Source organism: Arthrobacter sp. Sr24 (assembly GCF_054511175.1).
The window spans coordinates 60,859-79,464 of record NZ_JBTNDB010000008.1 but is presented as its reverse complement, the minus strand read 5'-3'; the positions used below and the strand labels follow the sequence as shown (position 1 = coordinate 79,464).

The following is an 18,606-nucleotide window of genomic DNA, read 5'->3' as shown; positions in this document are numbered from 1 at the left end:
CACGACTTCGGCAACCTTGCCCATGGGTCTGAGCTGCCCTACTAGACTGAAAATTCAGCTCCCCCACCGTCCGCCACGGGAAGGTCCACCCACATGCACGACAAACACGGTCTGATTCAGAACCGCCTCAAACGAGTTTTGGTGGAACGGATCATCCCCGCGATTCACACGCCCATTGCCCCTCTGGAGCTGACGGCGTGGCATGTGGACGGCGGCCAGGGCGAGCCCGTTGACCCTGCCGTGGCGCTCGGGCTTGCGCCTATCTCAAGTTCCTCTCTAGCAACCGCGGACGACGCCGTTCCCTCCTTTGCGCCGTTTGCCGTCGGTCAGGCGTGGGGCCCGGCTTGGGGAACTAGCTGGATTCACCTGACCGGCACGGTTCCGCCGGAGGCTCGTGGGCACAAGGTTGAGCTTGTGGTGGATCTGGGCTTCAGCCAATCATGGCCGGGATTCCAAGCCGAGGGTTTGGTGTACCGTCCCGACGGGCAAACGGTGAAGGCCTTGAACCCGCTCAATACCTGGGTTCCCGTCTCAGTGGATGCGCAGGGCAGCGCGGCTCAGGGCAGTACGGCCCAGGGCGGGGAAAAGATCGACCTGTACGTGGAGGCTGCAGCCAACCCGTTCGTCTTCACGGACAACCCCTTCATCCCCACGCAACTGGGCGAAAAGTTCACGGCCGGAGATGCCCCTCGCTACACCATGGCCCGGGCCGACATCAATATTTTCAACACCGAGGTGTGGGAACTGGTCCAAGATTTTGAGGTGCTCGACCAGCTTCAGGCCGAACTGGACCTAGGGAATCCGCGCCGCTGGGACATCCTGTACGCGCTGGAACGTGCGCTGGACGCCGTCGTACTTTCAGACATTGTGGGCACAGCCGCGGCAGCCCGAGCCCTGCTCGCGGAGGTTCTGGCTCAGCCTGCCAACGCCAGCGCCCACCAAATCACGGCCATTGGGCATGCGCACATTGATTCCGCGTGGCTGTGGCCGGTGCGTGAAACGGTGCGCAAGGTGGCTCGCACTACCTCCAATGTGGTGAATTTACTGGGGGAGAATCCTGAGTTCCAGTTCGCCATGTCCTCTGCCCAGCAGTACGAATGGCTGAAGGAGCACCGCCCGGAGGTCTTCGTCAAGGTCAAGCAGGCCGTGGCGGAGGGACGTCTCATCCCCGTGGGCGGCATGTGGGTGGAGTCGGACACTAATATGGTGGGCTCAGAAGCCATGGCCAGGCAGTTCACGTACGGTCAACGTTTCTTCCGCGAAAACTTCGGGATCGAATGCAAAGAAGTTTGGCTGCCGGACTCCTTTGGCTACTCCGCAGCGCTGCCGCAGATCGTCAAGCAGGCCGGCGCCAAATGGTTCCTGACGCAGAAAATCTCTTGGAATACCGTCAACAAATTCCCGCACCACACCTTTAATTGGGAGGGGATCGACGGCACCCGCGTCTTCACGCATTTCCCGCCCGCCGACACCTACAACTCCCAGCTCTCAGGTGCCGAATTGGCCCACACCGTGAGCAACTTCCGCGACAAGGGTGCCGCGAAGAATTCACTCATCCCCTTTGGATGGGGCGACGGCGGGGGCGGACCCACGCGCGAAATGCTGGCCCGAGCCAAGCGAACCCGCGATTTGGAAGGCTCCCCGCAGGTCACCATCCAAAGCCCGGCGGAGTTCTTTACGGCCGCCGAGGCCGAATACCCCAACGCACCTGCGTGGAAGGGCGAGCTCTACCTTGAACTGCACCGCGGCACCTACACCTCGCAGGCACTGACCAAGAAGGGCAATCGGCGCAGCGAGCACCTCCTCCGCGAGGCGGAACTGTGGAGCGCCACGGCCGCTGCTCGGGGTCTCATTGACTACCCCTACGACGAACTGGACCGGATCTGGAAGTTGGTACTGCTCAACCAGTTCCACGATATTCTGCCCGGATCCTCCATCGTCTGGGTGCACCGCGAAGCCGCAGAAAGCTACGCCCGGATCGCCGAGGATCTCCGGGGAATCATCTCTGCGGCGGTGGACGCCCTCGCGCCGCGGCCGGTACTTGAGGCCGCCCCGGTGGCCGAGCTTGTCGAGACCCCGTCCGTCGATTCCGCCCTCCACTTCAACGCCTCCCCGTACCCACGCCGCGGCATCGCCCCACTCAGCGCGGGCGTACCGGCACCGGACACCGCAGAAGTGACGGTGGAGCACAGGGACAGCGGCGAAATAGTTGTGCGCAATGGGCTCATCACCGTGCGTTTCGGATCCGACGGCGTCATCTCCTCCATCGTGGACGTGGCCGCCAACCGCGAGCTCGTCCCTGAAGGTCAAGGTGCCAACTTACTTCAGCTGCACGCCGATTTCCCCAATATGTGGGACGCCTGGGACATTGACGAGTTCTACAAGAACACCGTCACCGACCTCCGCGAGTTGGATTCGATGGACGTGGAAATACAGAACGGCCACGCGCAGATCACCATTAAGCGCAGTTTCCGGAAGTCGCACATCACCCAACGCGTGCGGATTGCCCCGGATTCCAAGGTCATCACGGTGCACAATGAGGTCGATTGGCACGAGCAGGAAACGCTTCTGAAAGCCGCGTTTCCGCTCGACGTGCACGCCGATCACGCGCGGTTCGAGACCCAATATGGCCACATTCAGCGCGCCACACATGAGAACACCTCGTGGGACAACGCCCGTTTTGAGGTGTGCGCACACCGCTGGGTCCATGTGGGCGAGCCCGGTTTTGGGGCTGCCGTCATCAACGATTCCACATACGGGCACGATGTTTCACGCCACCCAGGCAGCAATGACGCCAGCTTCACCACGGTGCGGCTCTCTCTGCTGCGCGGGCCGCGTTTCCCCGATCCCACCACGGATCAGGGCCACCATTCCTTCAGTTACGGGCTCGTCGTTGGCGCTGAGGTGACGGATGCTATCGCCGCCGGTTACGCGCTGAACCTGCCGTGGCATTGCGTACCGGCAGAGGTTCCCGGCGCCGCCGTCGAGCCGCTGGTAAGCACCGATTCGCAGGGCGCCATCATTGAGGCCGTGAAGTTGGCTGATGACCGCAGCGGTGACGTGATCGTGCGCTTGTACGAGCCGTTGGGGGCGCGCGCAAAGGTGACGCTCTCGGCGTCGTTTGCTGTTGTTAGCGTGGTGGAAAATAACCTTCTCGAGCAGCCGTACGACGCCGGATCCCTCACCGTGGGTGCCGGCCCGGACACCCCAGACGGCACCGGGAACCCCACCATGGCGCTCACTCTGCGGCCCTTCCAAATCCTGACTCTGCGCTTGGCGAGAGGCAGCAAATGATTCTCCCTGACCCTGTCCCTTCGGCGGCTGGCAACACTACCCCGCCACGACGGAATCCGGTGCGTTGGGGCGTGAATTACACGCCCAGCGAGGGCTGGTTCCATTCATGGCAGGACTTTGATGTGGATGCCGTGCGCGCCGATTTTGAGTCGATCGCGGCGCTTGGTTTGGACCATGTTCGGATTTTTCCGTTGTGGCCGCTACTGCAACCGAACCGTTCGTTGATCCGCCCGGCGGGCATTGCCGATGTGGGTGCGGTGGTGGACGCTGCTGCAGAATTCGGTTTGGATGTGTCGGTCGACGGGTTGCAGGGGCACTTGTCCAGCTACGACTTTTTGCCCTCGTGGGTGACTAGCTGGCATCGGCGCAACATTTATACGGACCCGCAGGTGGTGGAGGCGGAGGTTGCGCTCATCACCGCGTTGGCTGCGGAGGTTACCTCCCGTCCCAACGTGTTGGGCATGACCCTGGGCAACGAGACCAACCAGTTTGCGGTGGAGCGGCATCCCGAGCAGCAGCTCACCACCCCGGCAGAAATGGGCGAATGGTTCAACACCCTGTTGGCCGCCGCCCGCAAGGCGTGGCCCACGGGCATGCATCAGCACAGCTTTGATGACAATGCCTGGTTTGTGGACAGCTGCCCTGTCACACCGGCGCACGCCACGAGCCTGGGCGACGCCACAACAGTGCACTCGTGGGTATTCGTGGCGGTGGCGCATTTGTTCCCCGAAGGCCACCCGGCCCGGACGCTCTTTGCCGACTACTTGATCCAGCTGGCCGACGCCTATTCGGATGATCCAGCACGGCCCATTTGGTTGCAGGAGATTGGCGCTCCGTACCCCGCTGTTCCATTCGACGGCGCAGCGGACTTCTTGGAGCAGAGCCTGCGACCCGTGTTGGATACCCCTAATTTGTGGGGCGTCACGTGGTGGTGTTCGCACGATGTCAGCCGCAAGCTGGCCGACTTCCCTGAGCTGGAATACACCTTGGGGTTGTTGGATTCGCAGCGTCGCCCCAAGCCCGCGGGCCTGCGTTTGGCCGAACTGATTGCCGCCGAACGTGCCAACCCCACGGCTCCGCTGGCACGCAGCACTGCGCTCTCCTTCGACCCGGGCGATGAGGCCACAGGCATAGGCCGCTCAGTGGCCGACCCATCCGGGGAGCTGTTCACGGCGTGGTTGGCGCGCGCCGCCTCGGGCACTAAGCCCGCCTTGGTGCGTGCATCCAAAACGTCCGACGCCGATTACCTCACCGCCCGCGGTATCACCGACGTGGTCAATTAGCGTCAGCTCACTGGTCAGTGTTCACAGCTCACAGCTCACAGCTCACAGCTCACAGCGAAAGGAAAAACGATGTGGGACAAGGTAGCCTTCAAGGGAACCGACGGCGAATGGGAGCTGCTCGGCGATAATGGTTTCTTCGCACTGATGGCCTGGGCTGCCGGGCCGGACAATGTCCGCAAAACCGTGCAGTCAGATGCCGGCAGGACAGTCCAGCAGACGCGCATCCGGAATGGTGTGGAGACCCGCGAGTTAGTGCCGTTCACACAGGCAGATCGCCACGATATTGACGACGACATAAATGAGTATCTCCACGCGGCCGGGATCCCCGCCCGCCCAAGCGGCTTCGACTGGTACCTGCGCGTTCCGCCTGGCTGGCAGGAGTTTGGCCCGCAGGAACGTCAAAGTGAACCTCGGGCGTCGGTGATTCAGAGAATCGGAACCCTCATGAACCAGGCCCAGCAGAACCAGCAATCACCGGCCCAGCTCCGCCCCCACGCAGAGCGGATCGTCGCCGAATTCTACGCCGCGGCCAAGCGCTGAAACCAAGCACTGAACCCGAGCCGTACAACTAAAGTAGCTTGTCACCGGAATTCACGCTGCAGTTGCATTGGCCCCCCCTGATTACTTGATTACCTGATTGGTACTCTCTGACTCCCAAGTGGTACTGATTTGGTACCATGTATGTATGGCTATGAATCTGCGCGTTCCTGAAGAACTTGATCGCCGATTGGATCAGTTGGCGGCCGATCAGCACACCTCAAAGTCCGCCCTGCTCTTACAGGGTGCTGAGTTGGTGCTGCAGCGCCATGGCCGTCAACAGGACGTTGATGCGGGCCTGGATTTCGTTTTGAACCACGATGCAGAGCTGCTGCAGCGCCTTGAGGATGCATGACTTCTTACCTCGAGATCGAGGATGCACTACGAGTAGTTAATCGTTTGGGATTTCATGTCCGAGACGCCGGACTGCTGGCGTCAGCCTTGGCCCGACCCGCCACAAGAGTCCTTGGCGCAGATGTTTATCCATTGTTGCCCATGAAGGCAGCAGCTGTGCTGGAATCAGTGGCACGTTTCCACGCCTTGCTTGATGGGAACAAACGGACTGCGTGGACACTGATGGCCTTGACGCTGTGGATCAATGGACACAAACATAACTTCACCGCTGATCAAGGTTTTGATTTGGTTCTAGGCGTTGCATCCGGAGAAATTTCGCTGGAACAGAGCGCAGCGCTAGTTTCCGATCATATGGTCGCCAGGTGAGCTAGTAGGCAGGTAACCCGGGAGCTCTCTGCGATCCCGCCCCTCCGACCGAGTCACATGCCGGCCCGCCAGAGCACCGCCACAGCACCGCCAGAGCACACACTTTAACGACAATCTTTAAACACAAAACCCCCGCAGCATCATGCGCTGCGGGGGTTTTGTCAACAGAAGGTGATTAGCCGTCAGTCTTCACGATGTACACATCGCACGGGGCGTTGTGGGAAACAGCGTTGGCAACGGAGCCCAGGACGCGGGCCAGGCCCTGCATGCGGACGTTACCGACAACGATCATGTCAGCGTCAAGCTTGGCAGCTTCTTCCAACAGGACGTCGGCCGGCTTGCCCAATGCCGAGGAGTACTCGGTCTTGACGCCGGAGATCTTCAGCTCTTCAGCAACGCGCTGTGCAACACGCTCAGCCTCATCTGCCGTGGAGAGGAACCATTCGTCGTTTCCGATGGCAACCTTTTCGGTCTTGTCTTCGCCGAAAGCGGTGACCACGCGCAGGGTGCGGCCTGTAGCCTTGGCCAGCTCCGCGGCTACGCGGGCAGCTTTCATGGACGTTGAGTTGCCGTCGACGCCGACAATGATGATTCCAGCCATTTGTTTCATCCTTATGGTTGTTACCGAAGCTTCAGCACCTTGCGCGCTGACGCCATTCTTGATCCCTACTTTAGCCACAAAAGTGCATAAATAGGCCTAAAAGTGGGCGAACTTACGCCCGTATTACGGGAACTTTGCTCGAAACGGCGTCCGCAAGGATTTCCAGCACGTGCCGGTAGTCCTCCCCTGTGGCCCGGGTCATTCCCAACTCGCACGTCCTATTACACGATGCATGTGCGACGGCGTCCATCGCCACTACATCTGCGGCCTGTGCCGCCGTAGCCGATTCTGTGAGTTCCGGGTGCAACATCCCACGGTCACCGGCAAAGCCGCAGCAGCCCCAGTTATCAGGGACCTGAACCGAGTCCGCTACGGCTTCCGCCACCTGCACAAGGGCGGGGTTCAGTCCCATACGGGTCGAGGAGCAGGTGGGGTGCAGCGCCAGCGATTCCACACGCTCCCAATCCCCGTCTTGGCCACGTCCGCGCAACAATGGGAGCAACTTCTCGGCGGTAAACGCCACGGCGTCCACTACGCGCAGTGGTTTCTGTCCGGGCGCCAGAACTTCACTTTCAATGGTGTGCAACAGCCCCTCGGTACAGCTGGAGGCATCACAAATGACATCCAACTCACCATCACGCGTGGCCGTCCGTAACATTTTCAGGGTTGTGGCATGCATTTCTGCCAACCCGGACGCCATGCCTTTGGAAGACCATGGGGTCCCGCAGCACGCCTGAGAAATATCTTCTGGAACCAGCAAGTGAACTCCGGCAGCAGCGCACAGTTGCTCAAAACTCGCCTGCACACCTTCCGAACCCTCCCCTGCAGGGCCGAACATGACGTTGACGCAGGCGGGGAAGTACACAGCCGCCGCAACACCGGTGGGTGCGGGCCGGCGTCGTGCTTTACCTCCGGCAGGAAGCTCAGAAGAGTAGAGCGGCAATGTGTCCTCGCCGAGGATCTTGCGTCCCAGCCGGTTGACGGGTTGCACTGCAAGGGATGGCACCTTTGCGGCTACGCCCAGCGCCAGCCCGGCTCCCTGGGTGGCGGCGCCCCAGTGTTTGGCGGCCGCGCCCCACACGGCGCTTTCCACCTTTCCGGCGTCCTTGGTGCGCAGATGCTTGACCAGCGTGCCGGTGTTAATGTCCACGGGACATGCTGTTTGGCACATACCATCAACAGCGCAGGTGTCCACGCCGGAGTACTCGTAATCCTTGGCGAGAGCGTCGGCCAGCCCCGTATTACCTGCGCGGCGGGCCGTTTCCATGTCCCGCAAGGTGACAATGCGCTGGCGCGGGGTCAGCGTGAGGTTCTTGCTAGGACAGACTGGTTCGCAATATCCACAGGAGACACAGCGGTCCACTTCGGGGTCCACCTCGGGCGGCGCCGCCTTTATATGGCGCAGGTGTGCTATAGGATCTTGATCGAGAATGACACCTGGGTTCAGCATGCCGGCTGGGTCGAACAGTTCCTTGATTCGGCGCATCACCGCATACAGCTCATCACCGTATTGGCGGCGCACAAACGGCGCCATGACGCGGCCTGTGCCATGCTCAGCCTTGAGTGAACCACCCTCAGCGAGCACCAGATCCACCATGTCTTCTGTGAAGGAGGAGTAGCGGTCGAGCTCATCTTTGCTGGCGAACTTGCCCGTCAGCATGAAGTGAATATTGCCATCCTTGGCGTGCCCAAAAATGACTGAGTTAGCATAACTGTACTTATTAAAAAGTGTGTTCAACTCGAGGCAAGTCCGGGCCAGCGCGGGAACCGGAACCACCACATCTTCCAAAAGTGCTGTGGTTCCTTGCGGACGCGCACCAGCCACCGAGGTGTAGAGGCCTTTGCGCAGGTGCCACAACTCGGCGCGAACCTTGGAATCTTGGCTGAAATTGGCCGGCTTATCAAGCCCCAGCGATCCGGCGAGTGCCATGGCCTTGGTGTTGAGATCGGCGAGTTCATCAATGCTGCCGCTTTGGTATTCCACCAGCAGAGCTGCGTGCTGATCTACGGCAAGATCGCGCACTACGGCGGGAACCTGGCTCAGACCCTGGCCAACCCTCAGGGACAGTGCATCCATCAGCTCCACAGTTGCCGCACCGCTATCCACGAGCGCCGGTAACGCGGTGTTGGCTGCCTCAAGATTCTTGAAAACTAGCAGTCCGGAAGTGGCATGGGCAAGGCGCGGGACGGTGCGGAAAACAGCCTCGGCCACAAACCCCAATGTGCCTTCGCTGCCAATCACCAGGTGCGCCAAAATATCTACGGGATCATCGAAGTCCAAGAGCGAATTGAGCCCGTAACCCATGGTGTTTTTCATGGCGAACTGGCGCTCAATGGTGGCGCGTGAGGCCGGGTTGCTGCGGACCCTCTCGGCAAGCTCACCTAGCCCTTTGAAGAGCTCGGGTTCCAACTCGCGCAGGCGGGCCGAAGCATCCGCAGCGCCGGTGTCTACAACTGTCCCGCTGGGCAGCACTAAGGTCAGCGATTCCAGGGTCCGGTAGGCGTTGTCCGTGGTTCCGCAGGCCATGCCCGAGGAGTTATTGGCAACTACTCCACCAATGGTGCACGCAGCCTCACTGGCCGGATCCGGGCCGAACTTACGCCCGAACCGAACCAGCCGCGCATTCAGGTCCCGCACCGTAACTCCCGGCTGCACGCGAACCCGAGCACCGCCGTCGAGCACGTCAATGCCGCGGAAATTCTTGCGCACATCCACTAGTAAGCCACCGCCGACGGCTTGGCCGCTGAGGCTGGTTCCGCCGGAGCGTAGGGTGAGCGGTAGCCCACGGGCGGCGCTGATGCGCATCAAATTCGCCACTTCGAGGGCATTGGCCGGAACCGCGACTGCTTGTGGAATCAGCAGGAAGTGGGAAGCGTCGTGCGCGTTGGCGTGGCGGTCCAGAGCACCGGTTTTGGTCTGAGCGGGACTTGCCATGGCTGCACCTACTTCTTGCAGCACCACTCCACCCAAACCACCCAAACCGGATGTTTCCCCGACTAGTTCACCTATCTGCGCCGCCACTGTGCCCCTTTATAGTCCGTTGTCTCTGCTGTAGCTGAAGCTGCACCTGAAGTTGCACCTGAAGTTGCACCGCCTGTTATTGCCGAGCCGCATTTCTACCGGCGGACATTCTTAGAACCGTCGGACACCTTGTATTTGCGACCGGAGACCCTTGCGTTCCATGAGTATTCCACCTTACGCTGGCCAGCATCGCTTGGTTTGGAGATGACTCAGGGCTTGAAGTTTTTTGGACCCTGCAGTGTCGCCAATTGGGCCTTCTTGGTGTCCGTCAAACGCACCAAAGTGCCGCTGGGCTCATGGAAAAACGCCAAAACGGTCTCAGCAATGACGCACTTTTTCTCCGTGACCGGATCGAAAACGGCGTAAGCAACCGTAAAACTGGCTCCCTTGATGGCGCTGACCCACACCTGCACCACCGCGGCAATATTGCGGTAGTTCAGAGGCGTCAAATATTTGACCCGATGCTCCACCACCAGCGCCTGGGTGCTCTCCGGAAGGTCGGAGAATATGGGCTGCGCCACCTCAACTCCAGGAAGACCGGTGCCAGCAGGTGGACCAAAGGCATGAACCCGAGCCTCCTCGAGAATTCTCAGCACTTCCACATTGTTGATGTGTCCGTAGGCATCCATGTCCCCCCAGCGCATCGGAACATGCAGCGTAAGCCGCCGTCCGGCGTCGTGCTTCACCTCAGAATCCATCACACCAAAATCCTTCACGGATGATGCCGCCTTCCTGATTGTGGCCATATTTGCGGTACCGAAACGGGACGCCGGCCGGCTCTGCGCGCATGTTCAGATACTAGTAGGAAGCAGGAATGAGGGCGTTCGCGGCAAACAGTCAGAGTGGTTCGGTAACATGTGGCCATGCCTGTAGCCCCCTTCAGTCGCCGCCGTGTGGAAATTGTTCTGGTTCCCATCGTGGCTGCCTTTTGCATGGCCTTCATCATTGGCGCCATTGTCTTGGACCGCGACGCCGGCCCCTGCCCCACACCTAACTGGAACAACCAGCTCACGCTATCTCTGACGGGCAATGTCGAGGCCATGGCCGTGAGCGCATGCGCTGGGGCTGATTGCATTCCGGTGCCACCCACTTTCGCCAAGAATTCCACGGAAAAATCGGGGCTGCTCACCCACCAAAAGGATGGTTCTTGGCTCTTCAACGTGGCCGCGAACCCTCCCAAGTCCGTCAGTTTCCGGGTGTACGACCGTAGCGGGAACATTGTGGCTGCACAGTCGACTGCCTTGAACTGGACTCGCGTTTCCGGCAATGAACGCTGCGGTGGACGGATGTCGCCCATCAATGTTGTGCTTGACGTCCCGTAGAGCTTTTTGTTGAGGTGGCGCGCTACCTATTCAGAAAGTAAATGAGTACGCCCGTGACCCACGTTCCTGCTGCCAGTGCGGCGAAACCGAACTCTGCCAGGATCCCTAAACCTGTTGCCTTCAGAGCTGCAACGGAGGACGACACTGCCGGTTTGAACTCCTTTTGGCGGGCAAATTCCGAAAGGAAAAGTCCGACGGCGAATCCCAGCAGGAGCCCCACCACCGGTACCACGAAGAAACCAACCACTCCCAGAACAAGCCCAATGACCACTGAGCGGCCGGGGATGGAGCGTTCCTTCATGGCCTTGCCCGTCAGCACCGCGCTGGAAGCCATTCCCGCGGCGACAAAGAGTAGGCCCACCCCGAACACGATCCAACCCAGGGGCCCTCCAACCACGATCGCCCACGTCAGCAGACTTGCGGCAATGAGGATGCTTCCGGGCAATACCGGCACGATGACGCCCACTGCACCCGCTGCGATGGCCAGCCCACAAACAATGCTCCATATGATCTGTGTATCCATACGGCAAGTGTGCCATCTCCTGTTGGTCGCCGCTTCTGGCAACAAAAAACTATTCGTATATATATTTGGGAATCTATAGCATAAGCATAACGATGAGCGTAATATGAAAGTATGAGTAATCCGGAGAATGTCCCCGGAGACCGGGGCTATAAAGCCACACAGGATGTGGTTACACTCCTCAGCGCTATTACTCTTCCCTCTATTGAACCCTTTGGTACTGACAGTCCCCTTCTTGAAGGGATAGCGCTTGACGCTCCAGCCTCGATGTCGGGCCCTGAGCAGCCTTCAAAATTGGGTGTGGCCCGGGCACAATATGACACGTCCATAGCCGCCTTGGAAGTCCTAAAACGGATAGAAGATCGTCTCGCAGCAACCAAGGCCGCCTTGGTAGCCAATCTCATGGCCGCTGCAGCCATTGAAGCACAAGCCTCCTTCTTAGACTCGTGGCAATCGGGCATCTACGAATCCAGCGCCCACAGCGAATTGGCGCTGACTCTGCTCATTCCCGAACGCACGGCCGCCACACTGGCGCATCACTCAACGGAGCTGGTCAACAACTATCCCCAGACGTTCCAGCTGCTGCGGACGGGCGTCATTTCCTTAAGACATGCGTGGACCATTGTGGATGAGGTGGAAACACTTCTGGAGACGCCCGGCATCTCCACTGCTGACGTCGCAGCCTTTGAACAGCGCCTCCTGCATCTAGCGCCAGGAACCAGCGCCGCTAGCTTTACTCCCAAAGCCAGGCGTGCAAGGGAAGCCACTCATCCGGAATCCATCAGGACCCGCACCAAGACTGCCCATTCCCAACGGGCCATGACATTGGGGCCGGGCAAGGACGGCATGTCATGGCTGACCCTTCACCTGCCATCGCTGGCGGCCGAAGGAATCTGGGTCAAGTGCACCAGAACGGCCCGAGCACTCAAAAACCTGCCCCGCACCGGCGAGAACGCTGAGTCTCAGAGCAGCCAATCCGGTGAGAACAGCCAGGCCAGCCACAGCGAAAACCGGACCTTGACTCAGTTGCGGGTGGACGTCGCAGCAGCTCTCTTACTCGGCCAACAACCACTGCCTGGTTTCTCTGCGGAGAACTCCGGTGGCAATATCCCAGCCAGCAGCACTACAACCAGCACCGGTGCCGGTGCCGGTAATGACAGCAACACTGGCGCCAGACCGGCCACTGGCGGTGATACTCGTGCGAGCGATCCGAGCAGGAGTGACCCAGCGGCTACAGAAACTGGCAGCAGCGCTGCCGACCCAGCAAATGCCAGGCCGCCAGTAGGAATAGAGTCCGATTCAGGTCTATCAGCCTCAGGCCACTCAGCCTCGGCTGGAGGTGGAGCCCCACCCACGGCGTGGAAAGGGGACGGCTCTGGATATGCAAAGGGCATGGTGGATGGAATTGCAGAGAACCCGGGCCAGGAATATATGGACCAACTTGAAGCTCTCCAGTCAAACAAACTGGTGGCCGATCCACCACTGCCCGAAGCAACCATATTGGTCACCGTACCTTTTCTGGGAGCCATGGGAATCACTGATGAACCCGCCGAGCTGGCAGGCTCGACTACCTGTTCAGGACCCGTGCCGCTGGACATCGCCCGCAGGCTCATGGCTTCGGCTGGTAGCTTCCTGCGTGTCCTCACCGATCCCGTCACAGGAGAACCTTTGGGGTTGCATCCTGAGCGATATCAATTACGGGAATCAGACAAGGCTGTACTGCGGGCCATCTCAGGTGGTTGCTATTTCCCAGGCTGCCCCAACCCGGCCATGGATACCGAAACAGATCATCTCAAGGCGTACGGTAACGGCGGGCAGACCACTATGGAGAACCTTCGTCCGGCCTGTAAACGTCACCACGCGCTCAGACATTTCAAGGACGATAAAGACCGGAACGGAAACTACCGCAGCATCCAGGACCCGTACCGGCATGTCCTTCGCCTACGGGGCTGGACTCCCACTCTAGAACTCGACGGAACGGTTAGCTGGACCGCACCGTCCGGAGCCAAGCATCGAGCGCCCGGAAAAGACAGCCGCCCGCCGATCTATCCTCCATGGCTTGAGAAACGTGTTGACACAGCCGCCAGTCCGGCACCGCCCACCTCGACACTAGCCGCGGAATCGGCACCTCCACCCACTCCCGTGGACCCATCGAATCCGGGGAAGCGCGCAAAACATGCGGCAGTTTCCGACTCCTCAAGCAGCCCGTTTGAACAACTACTGGTCAGCTACATCAAGAAGCACAATTGCTGAGATGAACTGCCGGGTTGCCATTACTTCCCACCACGGTTTAGTAGCGTCTGCTTAGCCGTGGTCCACCGATAAGTCTCAGGATCCGCTCGGGGTCTAGACACGCAATGGGCGATCCGCCGTGCGTCATAGCCCAACACCACCAAATCCAATTACGACGGCGAACTCGACTCCGTGTCCATGGCGGCAACTGGAATGCCGCCGTCGTTCTTGCGCCAAGAGGCCAAGTCTTCTATCTCTGAAAGAGCCTAGGCTGCGGTCCTACGGGCAGCGGCCAGGTCCACAAACACTGCGCGGTTGAGCTCGAAGGAATCGGCAGCGTGGGCCAAGATGGTGTCCTTCTGCTCGCGTGTGAAATCGGTACTGTCCATGAGGTTCCGGTAGCCATCCTTATAGGGCTTGGGCTTGTCGATCTCGGGGAAGGTATAGAAGTTCAGCCCCTCATCGGCAATGCCGTAATGGCGCTGAACGAGGCGCTGGATGATCTGACCACCGGAGAGATCACCCATGTAGCGCACGTAGTGGTGGGCCAGAAGAAACTCGATAGACTCGGCGCCCACGTTTTCCAGAACGTCGGCATAGGTGCGGGTAGCTGGCACAATTTCGATCCGACCATCGGCCAGCTGAGCTTCCCAGTCCGCACCATGATGAAACGCCATATCGGCCTCTAGAGCTGCAACGCGGGAAAGCTTGGGATCAAGGAAAGCTCCCAACTGGGGGTGCTCAACATGGGCTGCCAGCGCGTTCTCCAAGGCACGGTAAATGACCAGGCTCTGATCCAACAGACTGACCAATGCAGCAGCCTCCAAGACGCCACCCATCAGCTCTGACACGAAGGAGGAATCCTCAGCTGCTGAGTGGGCGGCCGCAGTGTGAGTCTTGAGTTCCTCCGACAGGGCGACAGTGGTCTCAGAAAGGACGGATTCAACTGCGGGCGCAGACATGGCCAACTCCATAATTAGGTAAAGGTAATCTTAGCTAATCAAAGATAGTGACACACTGTCAAGGTCTTAACGACACTGTGTCACTGGAGTCTGAGGCGCAGGGAGCGTCAATCGAGGGCAGAAGTGATGGCTGCAGAAGCCTTCAGGTGGGTGAAAATTCGCAGGGCTCAACGTTCACCGCAGCCGATGCCGGCACCCACGCCGGCACCCACGTCGGCACCGATGCGCTTGACCTAGTCGACTCCCTTGATCTTGACGACAAACACCGCACCCAGCAGTCCAATGACAGCCGCGACTACATAGAGCGTCACATAACCGCCCAGGAGAGTGACCAGCGGCCACGCGATGATGGGGGCAATGACCTGCGGCAGCGAATTCGCCACATTGATAACGCCCATGTCCTTCCCGCGGCTGGCAGAGGACGGAAGCACCTGTGTGAGCAGGGCGAAGTCCACGGCCAAATACACGCCGTAACCAATGCCCAGCACTGCGGCTCCGGCAAGGGCTCCGATCCAGGTGGGAAAGAACGCTAGAATCAACGCGGCCAAGGCGATGATCGCCGATGAGGCAATGACAAACGGCTTGCGCTTACCCACTTTGTCGGTCCAGCGTCCACCGATGACGGCAGTAATCAGCGTCAAGACCGCATAAATTCCAGTTAGGACCAAGACGCCGAAGGCGGGATCCTCATGGCGCACGGAGTCAGTTAGGAAAAACAGCAGATATAGCGTGACCAGATGGTTGCCCACATTGACTAGGAAGCGGGTGATCCAGGCCCAAGCGAAATCAGGGTAAAGCCGTGGCGAGATCCAAAACCCGGACACGAAATTCAGCCATGTGAAGGCTGGTTTGTCCTTCGCATCCAACACGGGGTCGTTAGCAAAGAACAAGTACGGCACCATGCCCACCACCAGGCCGATAGCACAAATGATGAAGCCCAGTGAGAAATTTCCGGCAACCACAGCACCAATGGCCGCGCCCATGAGGATACCCAGCACGGTGCCCATGGATGCCAAGCCGCCAATACTGCCGCGCTGACGCACGGGAACTTGGTCCGGGATGGCGGCCGTGGTGGCTGCGAGCGCACCATTGCAACCCAGTTGCACCAAGCACCAGAGCAGCGTCATGGCCGCGACGCCCGGCGCCCCTGCCAAGCCCACCAGACCAATAGTGCCCAAGAGTGCGCCAATAAAAACCCAGGGGACGCGTCGGCCAAACCGTGAGGTGGTCCTGTCACTGAACGTCCCGAACAGTGGATTCGCCACCAAGGAAACCGCGGCACCCGCACCCGTCACAAGCGCCAGAATGCCTTCCTTCTCATCAGCGTTGAAATGCATGGCCTGCTGACCCAGCAGAACTTGGATGGGGCCGAAGAACGCGGCATTGATACCAACATTGACCAGTACGATCGAGGCCGTCCAGCGATGCCGGACATTGACACTCGGCTCAGCCAACGCCACACTACTGTGCACCGGTGATACCTGCGCCCTGGCTTCTTCGAAGCTCACAATGGAGCCGCCTTTCCGATAATACTGACTCTTGCTGGCCTATTTTTTGTTCTAGCCTACGGGGCGTCCTACCTTACGTGGCGCTACGACGAACCTCTTCAATAATTCGCAACACTTCCACGGAATCCACAGGATTCACCGGGACCGGTCCACCGTTGAGAATGGCTTCGGCGAGGAGCTCATGGAATTGCGGAAAATTACCCGGCACCGTTGGCACGGGACTGCTCTGACCCTCTCGCCACAACTCGCCCCATTGCTCCGGGGGTTCTACGCCGTACAGAGGGTCGCCGGGGAGCACACCCGCCTGGATTTGAGCTTCTTGAATGTCCCCATCCTGCTTGACATAGGCGGCTTGAGAACCCACCACGCGCAACCGCGGACCCTTGTGGGTGGCGTTGAGATTCATCCAAAGGTGCGAGGTAACTCCGTTGCTGTGCTCCAGGGCCACGAAGGCATCGTCGTCCCCCAATTCTGCCGGGCGGCGTGCGGCCAGCTCTCCATACACCCGGGTCACGGAACCGAATAGTTGCAGCGCCTGATCAATCAGATGTGAGCCCAAATCAAACAGGATCCCGCCACCGTCCGCCACTGTGGCCTGCGCCTTCCATGCTTTGGTGATGACTGGCTGCCAGCGTTCCAGCCGGGATTCAAAGCGGCGCACCTCGCCCAGCGTGCCGTCGGCCAGTAAATTCTGCAGGGTCAGATACTCTCCGTCCCACCTCCGGTTCTGGTAGGTGGTGAGCAGCTGCCCTTTCTCCTGCGCCAGAGCAATCAAGGCCTCGCCCTCAACACTGGAGAGCGCAAATGGCTTATCCACCACCACCGCACATCCGGCTTCAAGGGCTCTAGTTGCCAAGGGCGCGTGCGAGGCCGGAGGAGTTCCCACGATCACCAGATCAAGGTCTTTATGACTGTCTGCCCTCTCCCATTCGTGGCGTGAGAGGATGCGCGTCCCGGGGTAGGCCAGCTGCGCCGCGGCCTGACGCACTGGATCTGAGGTCACAATGACATCCAGACTGAACCGTTCCAGTGCCGCAATGGATGGGGCATGGAAGACACTTCCCGCCAAGCCATAGCCCAGGACCGCGGTGCGGATTATTTCCGTCATGGATCACACCCTACAGTCCGGGCTAGCATGTGTTGCATGACCTTCCATGCCCCCAAAATCACGTCCCCGCTGGAACCGACACAACAAGCCTCGCTGGCGCGTACCCTCGCAGACAGCGATGACGTCACAGTTTTCGTGGACGGGACCGCGCACCGCCTCGAGGCCAGCGCCCGGGAAGCAGTGCTCGATCTCCTGCAACGACTCTCCCGCGGAGACGCTGTGTCCGTAGCTAGCATCGCGGATCTCCTCACCACCTCCCAAGCAGCCGAGCTGGCCGGCATCTCCCACACCTTTTTGCGTAACCTCACTGACCGGGGCGATATCGCTGTTGAGTACCGTGGCTCGCACCGGCGGATTCGCCGCCAAGACATCACTGCCTGGCTGGCCCAACAAAAGAGTGCCAACACCGAATAACAACCGATATGTAACCACCGGCCGGCAATATCAATGCTGAACGTGGCTGTGAGTGGTTGCCGAGTCCAAAGCGAAGGGACTTACCCTGCTCGCCCCAGCGCTTCAGCGCCTCAGGCGCAACGGTGCAGGTCAAGCAGTGAAGGTCAAGCAGTGCAGGTCAAGCAGTGCAGACGGAGTGCAGCAATGACCAAGCGTCAATGATGGACATCCCGTGACACTAGTGAACGGCCTCGTGATCATGCGGCTATGTGGTCACGGTTGAACACCCTTTACCCCCGCAACCTTTCGCACCATCGCATTGGGTCATAGTTTGGGTGGACTGGGACATGTGGCCACAACAGGCGGCCGCCGGATTCACCCTACGGAGGCAGCCATGCGCAGCAAAGGCAGAATCACATTCGTGGCGTTGCTGGCCGGAGCAGCGTTCATTCTGGGCAGCTGCTCCAGCAACCCTCCAAGCGACTCGACAACGTCACCGACACCCTCCGCGGCAGCAACCTCAACAGTGTCTGCCCCAAGCGCCACCGCAACCTCGCCAACCACCTCGCCAACCACCCTGCCAGCCACCCTGCCAGCCACAACGCCGAGTGATGGGGAGAGCGCAAGCCAAGCTCCGCCGTCGAACGCGCCACAACCCACGGTCATGGCAACCTCCGCCTCGGTGACACTGTTCTTCATCGCAGAGGGAGACGCCGGCGTTTCCGGCCCCGCGGTGGGCTGCGGGGATAGCGCCGTGGCGGTCACTAGCCAAACAGTTACCTACACTGACCCCGTGGAAGGCGCCCTCCGAACACTTCTCAACAACCACGCTGCACACATTGGCCTGTCCGGACTGAGAAACGCCCTCGCGGATTCCCGGCTCAGCGTGGACTCGGTAGACAGGACCGGAACCAGCATGACCGCACACCTGAGTGGCACCCTAAGCCTGGCCGGCGAGTGCGATATCCCCCGCTTCGAGCAACAACTGCTACTGACTGCGCAGCAGGCCGCGGGGAAACCCGTAGCCATCACCATCAACGGGAAGACGTTGACCGAAGCGTTGAGTTTAAAATAAAGCGCGCAATCGAAAACTTTTGATGCCTA

17 protein-coding genes are annotated in these 18,606 nt (G+C 59.9%); 9 read left to right on the top strand and 8 right to left on the bottom strand.

Going from position 1 to position 18,606, the window contains the following annotated elements:
- The first annotated feature begins 93 nt into the window (after positions 1-93).
- From ACX80D_RS07695 to ACX80D_RS07675, 5 genes are all read left to right on the top strand, one after another.
- A complete protein-coding gene (locus ACX80D_RS07695; protein ID WP_459322055.1) occupies positions 94-3,294 on the top strand; it encodes an alpha-mannosidase in 3,201 nt (1,066 codons plus the stop codon).
- A complete protein-coding gene (locus ACX80D_RS07690) occupies positions 3,291-4,577 on the top strand; it encodes a glycoside hydrolase 5 family protein (RefSeq protein WP_459322054.1) in 1,287 nt (428 codons plus the stop codon). The genes ACX80D_RS07695 and ACX80D_RS07690 overlap by 4 nt, the downstream gene beginning before the upstream one ends.
- A gap of 69 nt (positions 4,578-4,646) precedes the next feature.
- On the top strand, positions 4,647-5,117 hold the full coding sequence (locus ACX80D_RS07685; RefSeq protein ID WP_459322053.1) for a DUF5956 family protein: 471 nt from the start codon (positions 4,647-4,649) through the stop codon (positions 5,115-5,117).
- Between the two features lie 145 nt (positions 5,118-5,262).
- Complete coding sequence (locus ACX80D_RS07680) at positions 5,263-5,469, top strand: ribbon-helix-helix protein, CopG family (RefSeq protein WP_459322052.1); 207 nt, start codon at positions 5,263-5,265, stop codon at positions 5,467-5,469.
- Complete coding sequence (locus tag ACX80D_RS07675; protein WP_459322051.1) at positions 5,466-5,834, top strand: type II toxin-antitoxin system death-on-curing family toxin; 369 nt, start codon at positions 5,466-5,468, stop codon at positions 5,832-5,834. Before ACX80D_RS07680 ends, ACX80D_RS07675 begins: the two co-directional genes overlap by 4 nt.
- A gap of 175 nt (positions 5,835-6,009) precedes the next feature.
- Here the strand turns inward: ACX80D_RS07675 and ACX80D_RS07670 are convergent, their stop codons facing one another.
- The 3 genes from ACX80D_RS07670 to ACX80D_RS07660 all read right to left on the bottom strand — a co-directional run bounded on the left by ACX80D_RS07670 (position 6,010) and on the right by ACX80D_RS07660 (position 10,155).
- Positions 6,010-6,435 (bottom strand): universal stress protein, encoded by a 426-nt coding sequence (locus ACX80D_RS07670; protein WP_459322050.1) that lies wholly within the window; start codon positions 6,433-6,435, stop codon positions 6,010-6,012.
- Positions 6,436-6,547: 112 nt separating this feature from the next.
- Complete coding sequence (locus tag ACX80D_RS07665; RefSeq protein WP_459322119.1) at positions 6,548-9,370, bottom strand: FAD-binding and (Fe-S)-binding domain-containing protein; 2,823 nt, start codon at positions 9,368-9,370, stop codon at positions 6,548-6,550.
- Positions 9,371-9,666: 296 nt separating this feature from the next.
- Positions 9,667-10,155: an acyl-CoA thioesterase gene (locus ACX80D_RS07660; protein WP_459322118.1), complete on the bottom strand. Its 489-nt coding sequence runs from the start codon at positions 10,153-10,155 to the stop codon at positions 9,667-9,669.
- Positions 10,156-10,320: 165 nt separating this feature from the next.
- Here ACX80D_RS07660 and ACX80D_RS07655 point away from each other — a divergent pair, with 165 nt between their 5' ends.
- The gene (locus ACX80D_RS07655; protein WP_459322049.1) at positions 10,321-10,779 is read left to right on the top strand and encodes a hypothetical protein; all 459 of its coding nucleotides are present in this window, start codon (positions 10,321-10,323) and stop codon (positions 10,777-10,779) included.
- A gap of 22 nt (positions 10,780-10,801) precedes the next feature.
- Here the strand turns inward: ACX80D_RS07655 and ACX80D_RS07650 are convergent, their stop codons facing one another.
- Positions 10,802-11,302 carry a DUF456 domain-containing protein gene (locus ACX80D_RS07650; protein ID WP_459322048.1) on the bottom strand — a complete coding sequence of 167 codons (501 nt, stop codon included), beginning with the start codon at positions 11,300-11,302 and terminating at the stop codon, positions 10,802-10,804.
- 111 nt (positions 11,303-11,413) lie between these two features.
- Between ACX80D_RS07650 and ACX80D_RS07645 the strand changes: the two genes are divergently transcribed.
- The gene (locus ACX80D_RS07645) at positions 11,414-13,552 is read left to right on the top strand and encodes an HNH endonuclease signature motif containing protein (RefSeq protein ID WP_459322047.1); all 2,139 of its coding nucleotides are present in this window, start codon (positions 11,414-11,416) and stop codon (positions 13,550-13,552) included.
- A gap of 245 nt (positions 13,553-13,797) precedes the next feature.
- Here ACX80D_RS07645 and ACX80D_RS07640 read toward each other — a convergent pair whose 3' ends face one another.
- The 3 genes from ACX80D_RS07640 to ACX80D_RS07630 all read right to left on the bottom strand — a co-directional run bounded on the left by ACX80D_RS07640 (position 13,798) and on the right by ACX80D_RS07630 (position 17,109).
- Positions 13,798-14,493 carry a biliverdin-producing heme oxygenase gene (locus tag ACX80D_RS07640; protein ID WP_459322046.1) on the bottom strand — a complete coding sequence of 232 codons (696 nt, stop codon included), beginning with the start codon at positions 14,491-14,493 and terminating at the stop codon, positions 13,798-13,800.
- 233 nt (positions 14,494-14,726) lie between these two features.
- Positions 14,727-16,001 carry an MFS transporter gene (locus tag ACX80D_RS07635; protein WP_459322045.1) on the bottom strand — a complete coding sequence of 425 codons (1,275 nt, stop codon included), beginning with the start codon at positions 15,999-16,001 and terminating at the stop codon, positions 14,727-14,729.
- A gap of 73 nt (positions 16,002-16,074) precedes the next feature.
- Positions 16,075-17,109 (bottom strand): Gfo/Idh/MocA family protein, encoded by a 1,035-nt coding sequence (locus ACX80D_RS07630; RefSeq protein ID WP_459322044.1) that lies wholly within the window; start codon positions 17,107-17,109, stop codon positions 16,075-16,077.
- Between the two features lie 36 nt (positions 17,110-17,145).
- On the opposite strand from ACX80D_RS07630, the gene ACX80D_RS07625 reads away from it, so the two are divergent.
- Positions 17,146-17,523, top strand: a complete 378-nt coding sequence (locus ACX80D_RS07625; RefSeq protein WP_459322043.1) for a helix-turn-helix domain-containing protein — start codon at positions 17,146-17,148, stop codon at positions 17,521-17,523.
- A 354-nt stretch (positions 17,524-17,877) separates the two neighbouring features.
- Here ACX80D_RS07625 and ACX80D_RS07620 read toward each other — a convergent pair whose 3' ends face one another.
- Positions 17,878-18,168, bottom strand: a complete 291-nt coding sequence (locus tag ACX80D_RS07620; protein WP_459322042.1) for a hypothetical protein — start codon at positions 18,166-18,168, stop codon at positions 17,878-17,880.
- Between ACX80D_RS07620 and ACX80D_RS07615 the strand changes: the two genes are divergently transcribed.
- Positions 18,167-18,577 (top strand): hypothetical protein, encoded by a 411-nt coding sequence (locus ACX80D_RS07615; protein ID WP_459322041.1) that lies wholly within the window; start codon positions 18,167-18,169, stop codon positions 18,575-18,577. The two genes, ACX80D_RS07620 and ACX80D_RS07615, sit on opposite strands and share 2 nt — an antisense overlap.
- Positions 18,578-18,606 lie beyond the last annotated feature (29 nt).

Excerpts from the sequence above, each read along its gene's own strand:
- ACX80D_RS07685 (WP_459322053.1), top strand. The coding sequence starts at position 4,647 with ATGTGGGACAAGGTAGCCTTCAAGGGAACCGACGGCGAATGGGAGCTG.
- ACX80D_RS07680 (WP_459322052.1), top strand. The coding sequence starts at position 5,263 with ATGGCTATGAATCTGCGCGTTCCTGAAGAACTTGATCGCCGATTGGAT.
- ACX80D_RS07665 (WP_459322119.1), bottom strand. The coding sequence starts at position 9,370 with ATGGCAAGTCCCGCTCAGACCAAAACCGGTGCTCTGGACCGCCACGCC.
- ACX80D_RS07620 (WP_459322042.1), bottom strand. The coding sequence starts at position 18,168 with ATGACCGTGGGTTGTGGCGCGTTCGACGGCGGAGCTTGGCTTGCGCTC.
- ACX80D_RS07675 (WP_459322051.1), top strand. The coding sequence starts at position 5,466 with ATGACTTCTTACCTCGAGATCGAGGATGCACTACGAGTAGTTAATCGT.
- ACX80D_RS07625 (WP_459322043.1), top strand. The coding sequence starts at position 17,146 with ATGACCTTCCATGCCCCCAAAATCACGTCCCCGCTGGAACCGACACAA.
- ACX80D_RS07670 (WP_459322050.1), bottom strand. The coding sequence starts at position 6,435 with ATGGCTGGAATCATCATTGTCGGCGTCGACGGCAACTCAACGTCCATG.
- ACX80D_RS07615 (WP_459322041.1), top strand. The coding sequence starts at position 18,167 with ATGGCAACCTCCGCCTCGGTGACACTGTTCTTCATCGCAGAGGGAGAC.
- ACX80D_RS07630 (WP_459322044.1), bottom strand. The coding sequence starts at position 17,109 with ATGACGGAAATAATCCGCACCGCGGTCCTGGGCTATGGCTTGGCGGGA.
- ACX80D_RS07660 (WP_459322118.1), bottom strand. The coding sequence starts at position 10,155 with ATGGATTCTGAGGTGAAGCACGACGCCGGACGGCGGCTTACGCTGCAT.
- ACX80D_RS07645 (WP_459322047.1), top strand. The coding sequence starts at position 11,414 with ATGAGTAATCCGGAGAATGTCCCCGGAGACCGGGGCTATAAAGCCACA.
- ACX80D_RS07655 (WP_459322049.1), top strand. The coding sequence starts at position 10,321 with ATGCCTGTAGCCCCCTTCAGTCGCCGCCGTGTGGAAATTGTTCTGGTT.
- ACX80D_RS07690 (WP_459322054.1), top strand. The coding sequence starts at position 3,291 with ATGATTCTCCCTGACCCTGTCCCTTCGGCGGCTGGCAACACTACCCCG.
- ACX80D_RS07695 (WP_459322055.1), top strand. The coding sequence starts at position 94 with ATGCACGACAAACACGGTCTGATTCAGAACCGCCTCAAACGAGTTTTG.
- ACX80D_RS07640 (WP_459322046.1), bottom strand. The coding sequence starts at position 14,493 with ATGTCTGCGCCCGCAGTTGAATCCGTCCTTTCTGAGACCACTGTCGCC.
- ACX80D_RS07650 (WP_459322048.1), bottom strand. The coding sequence starts at position 11,302 with ATGGATACACAGATCATATGGAGCATTGTTTGTGGGCTGGCCATCGCA.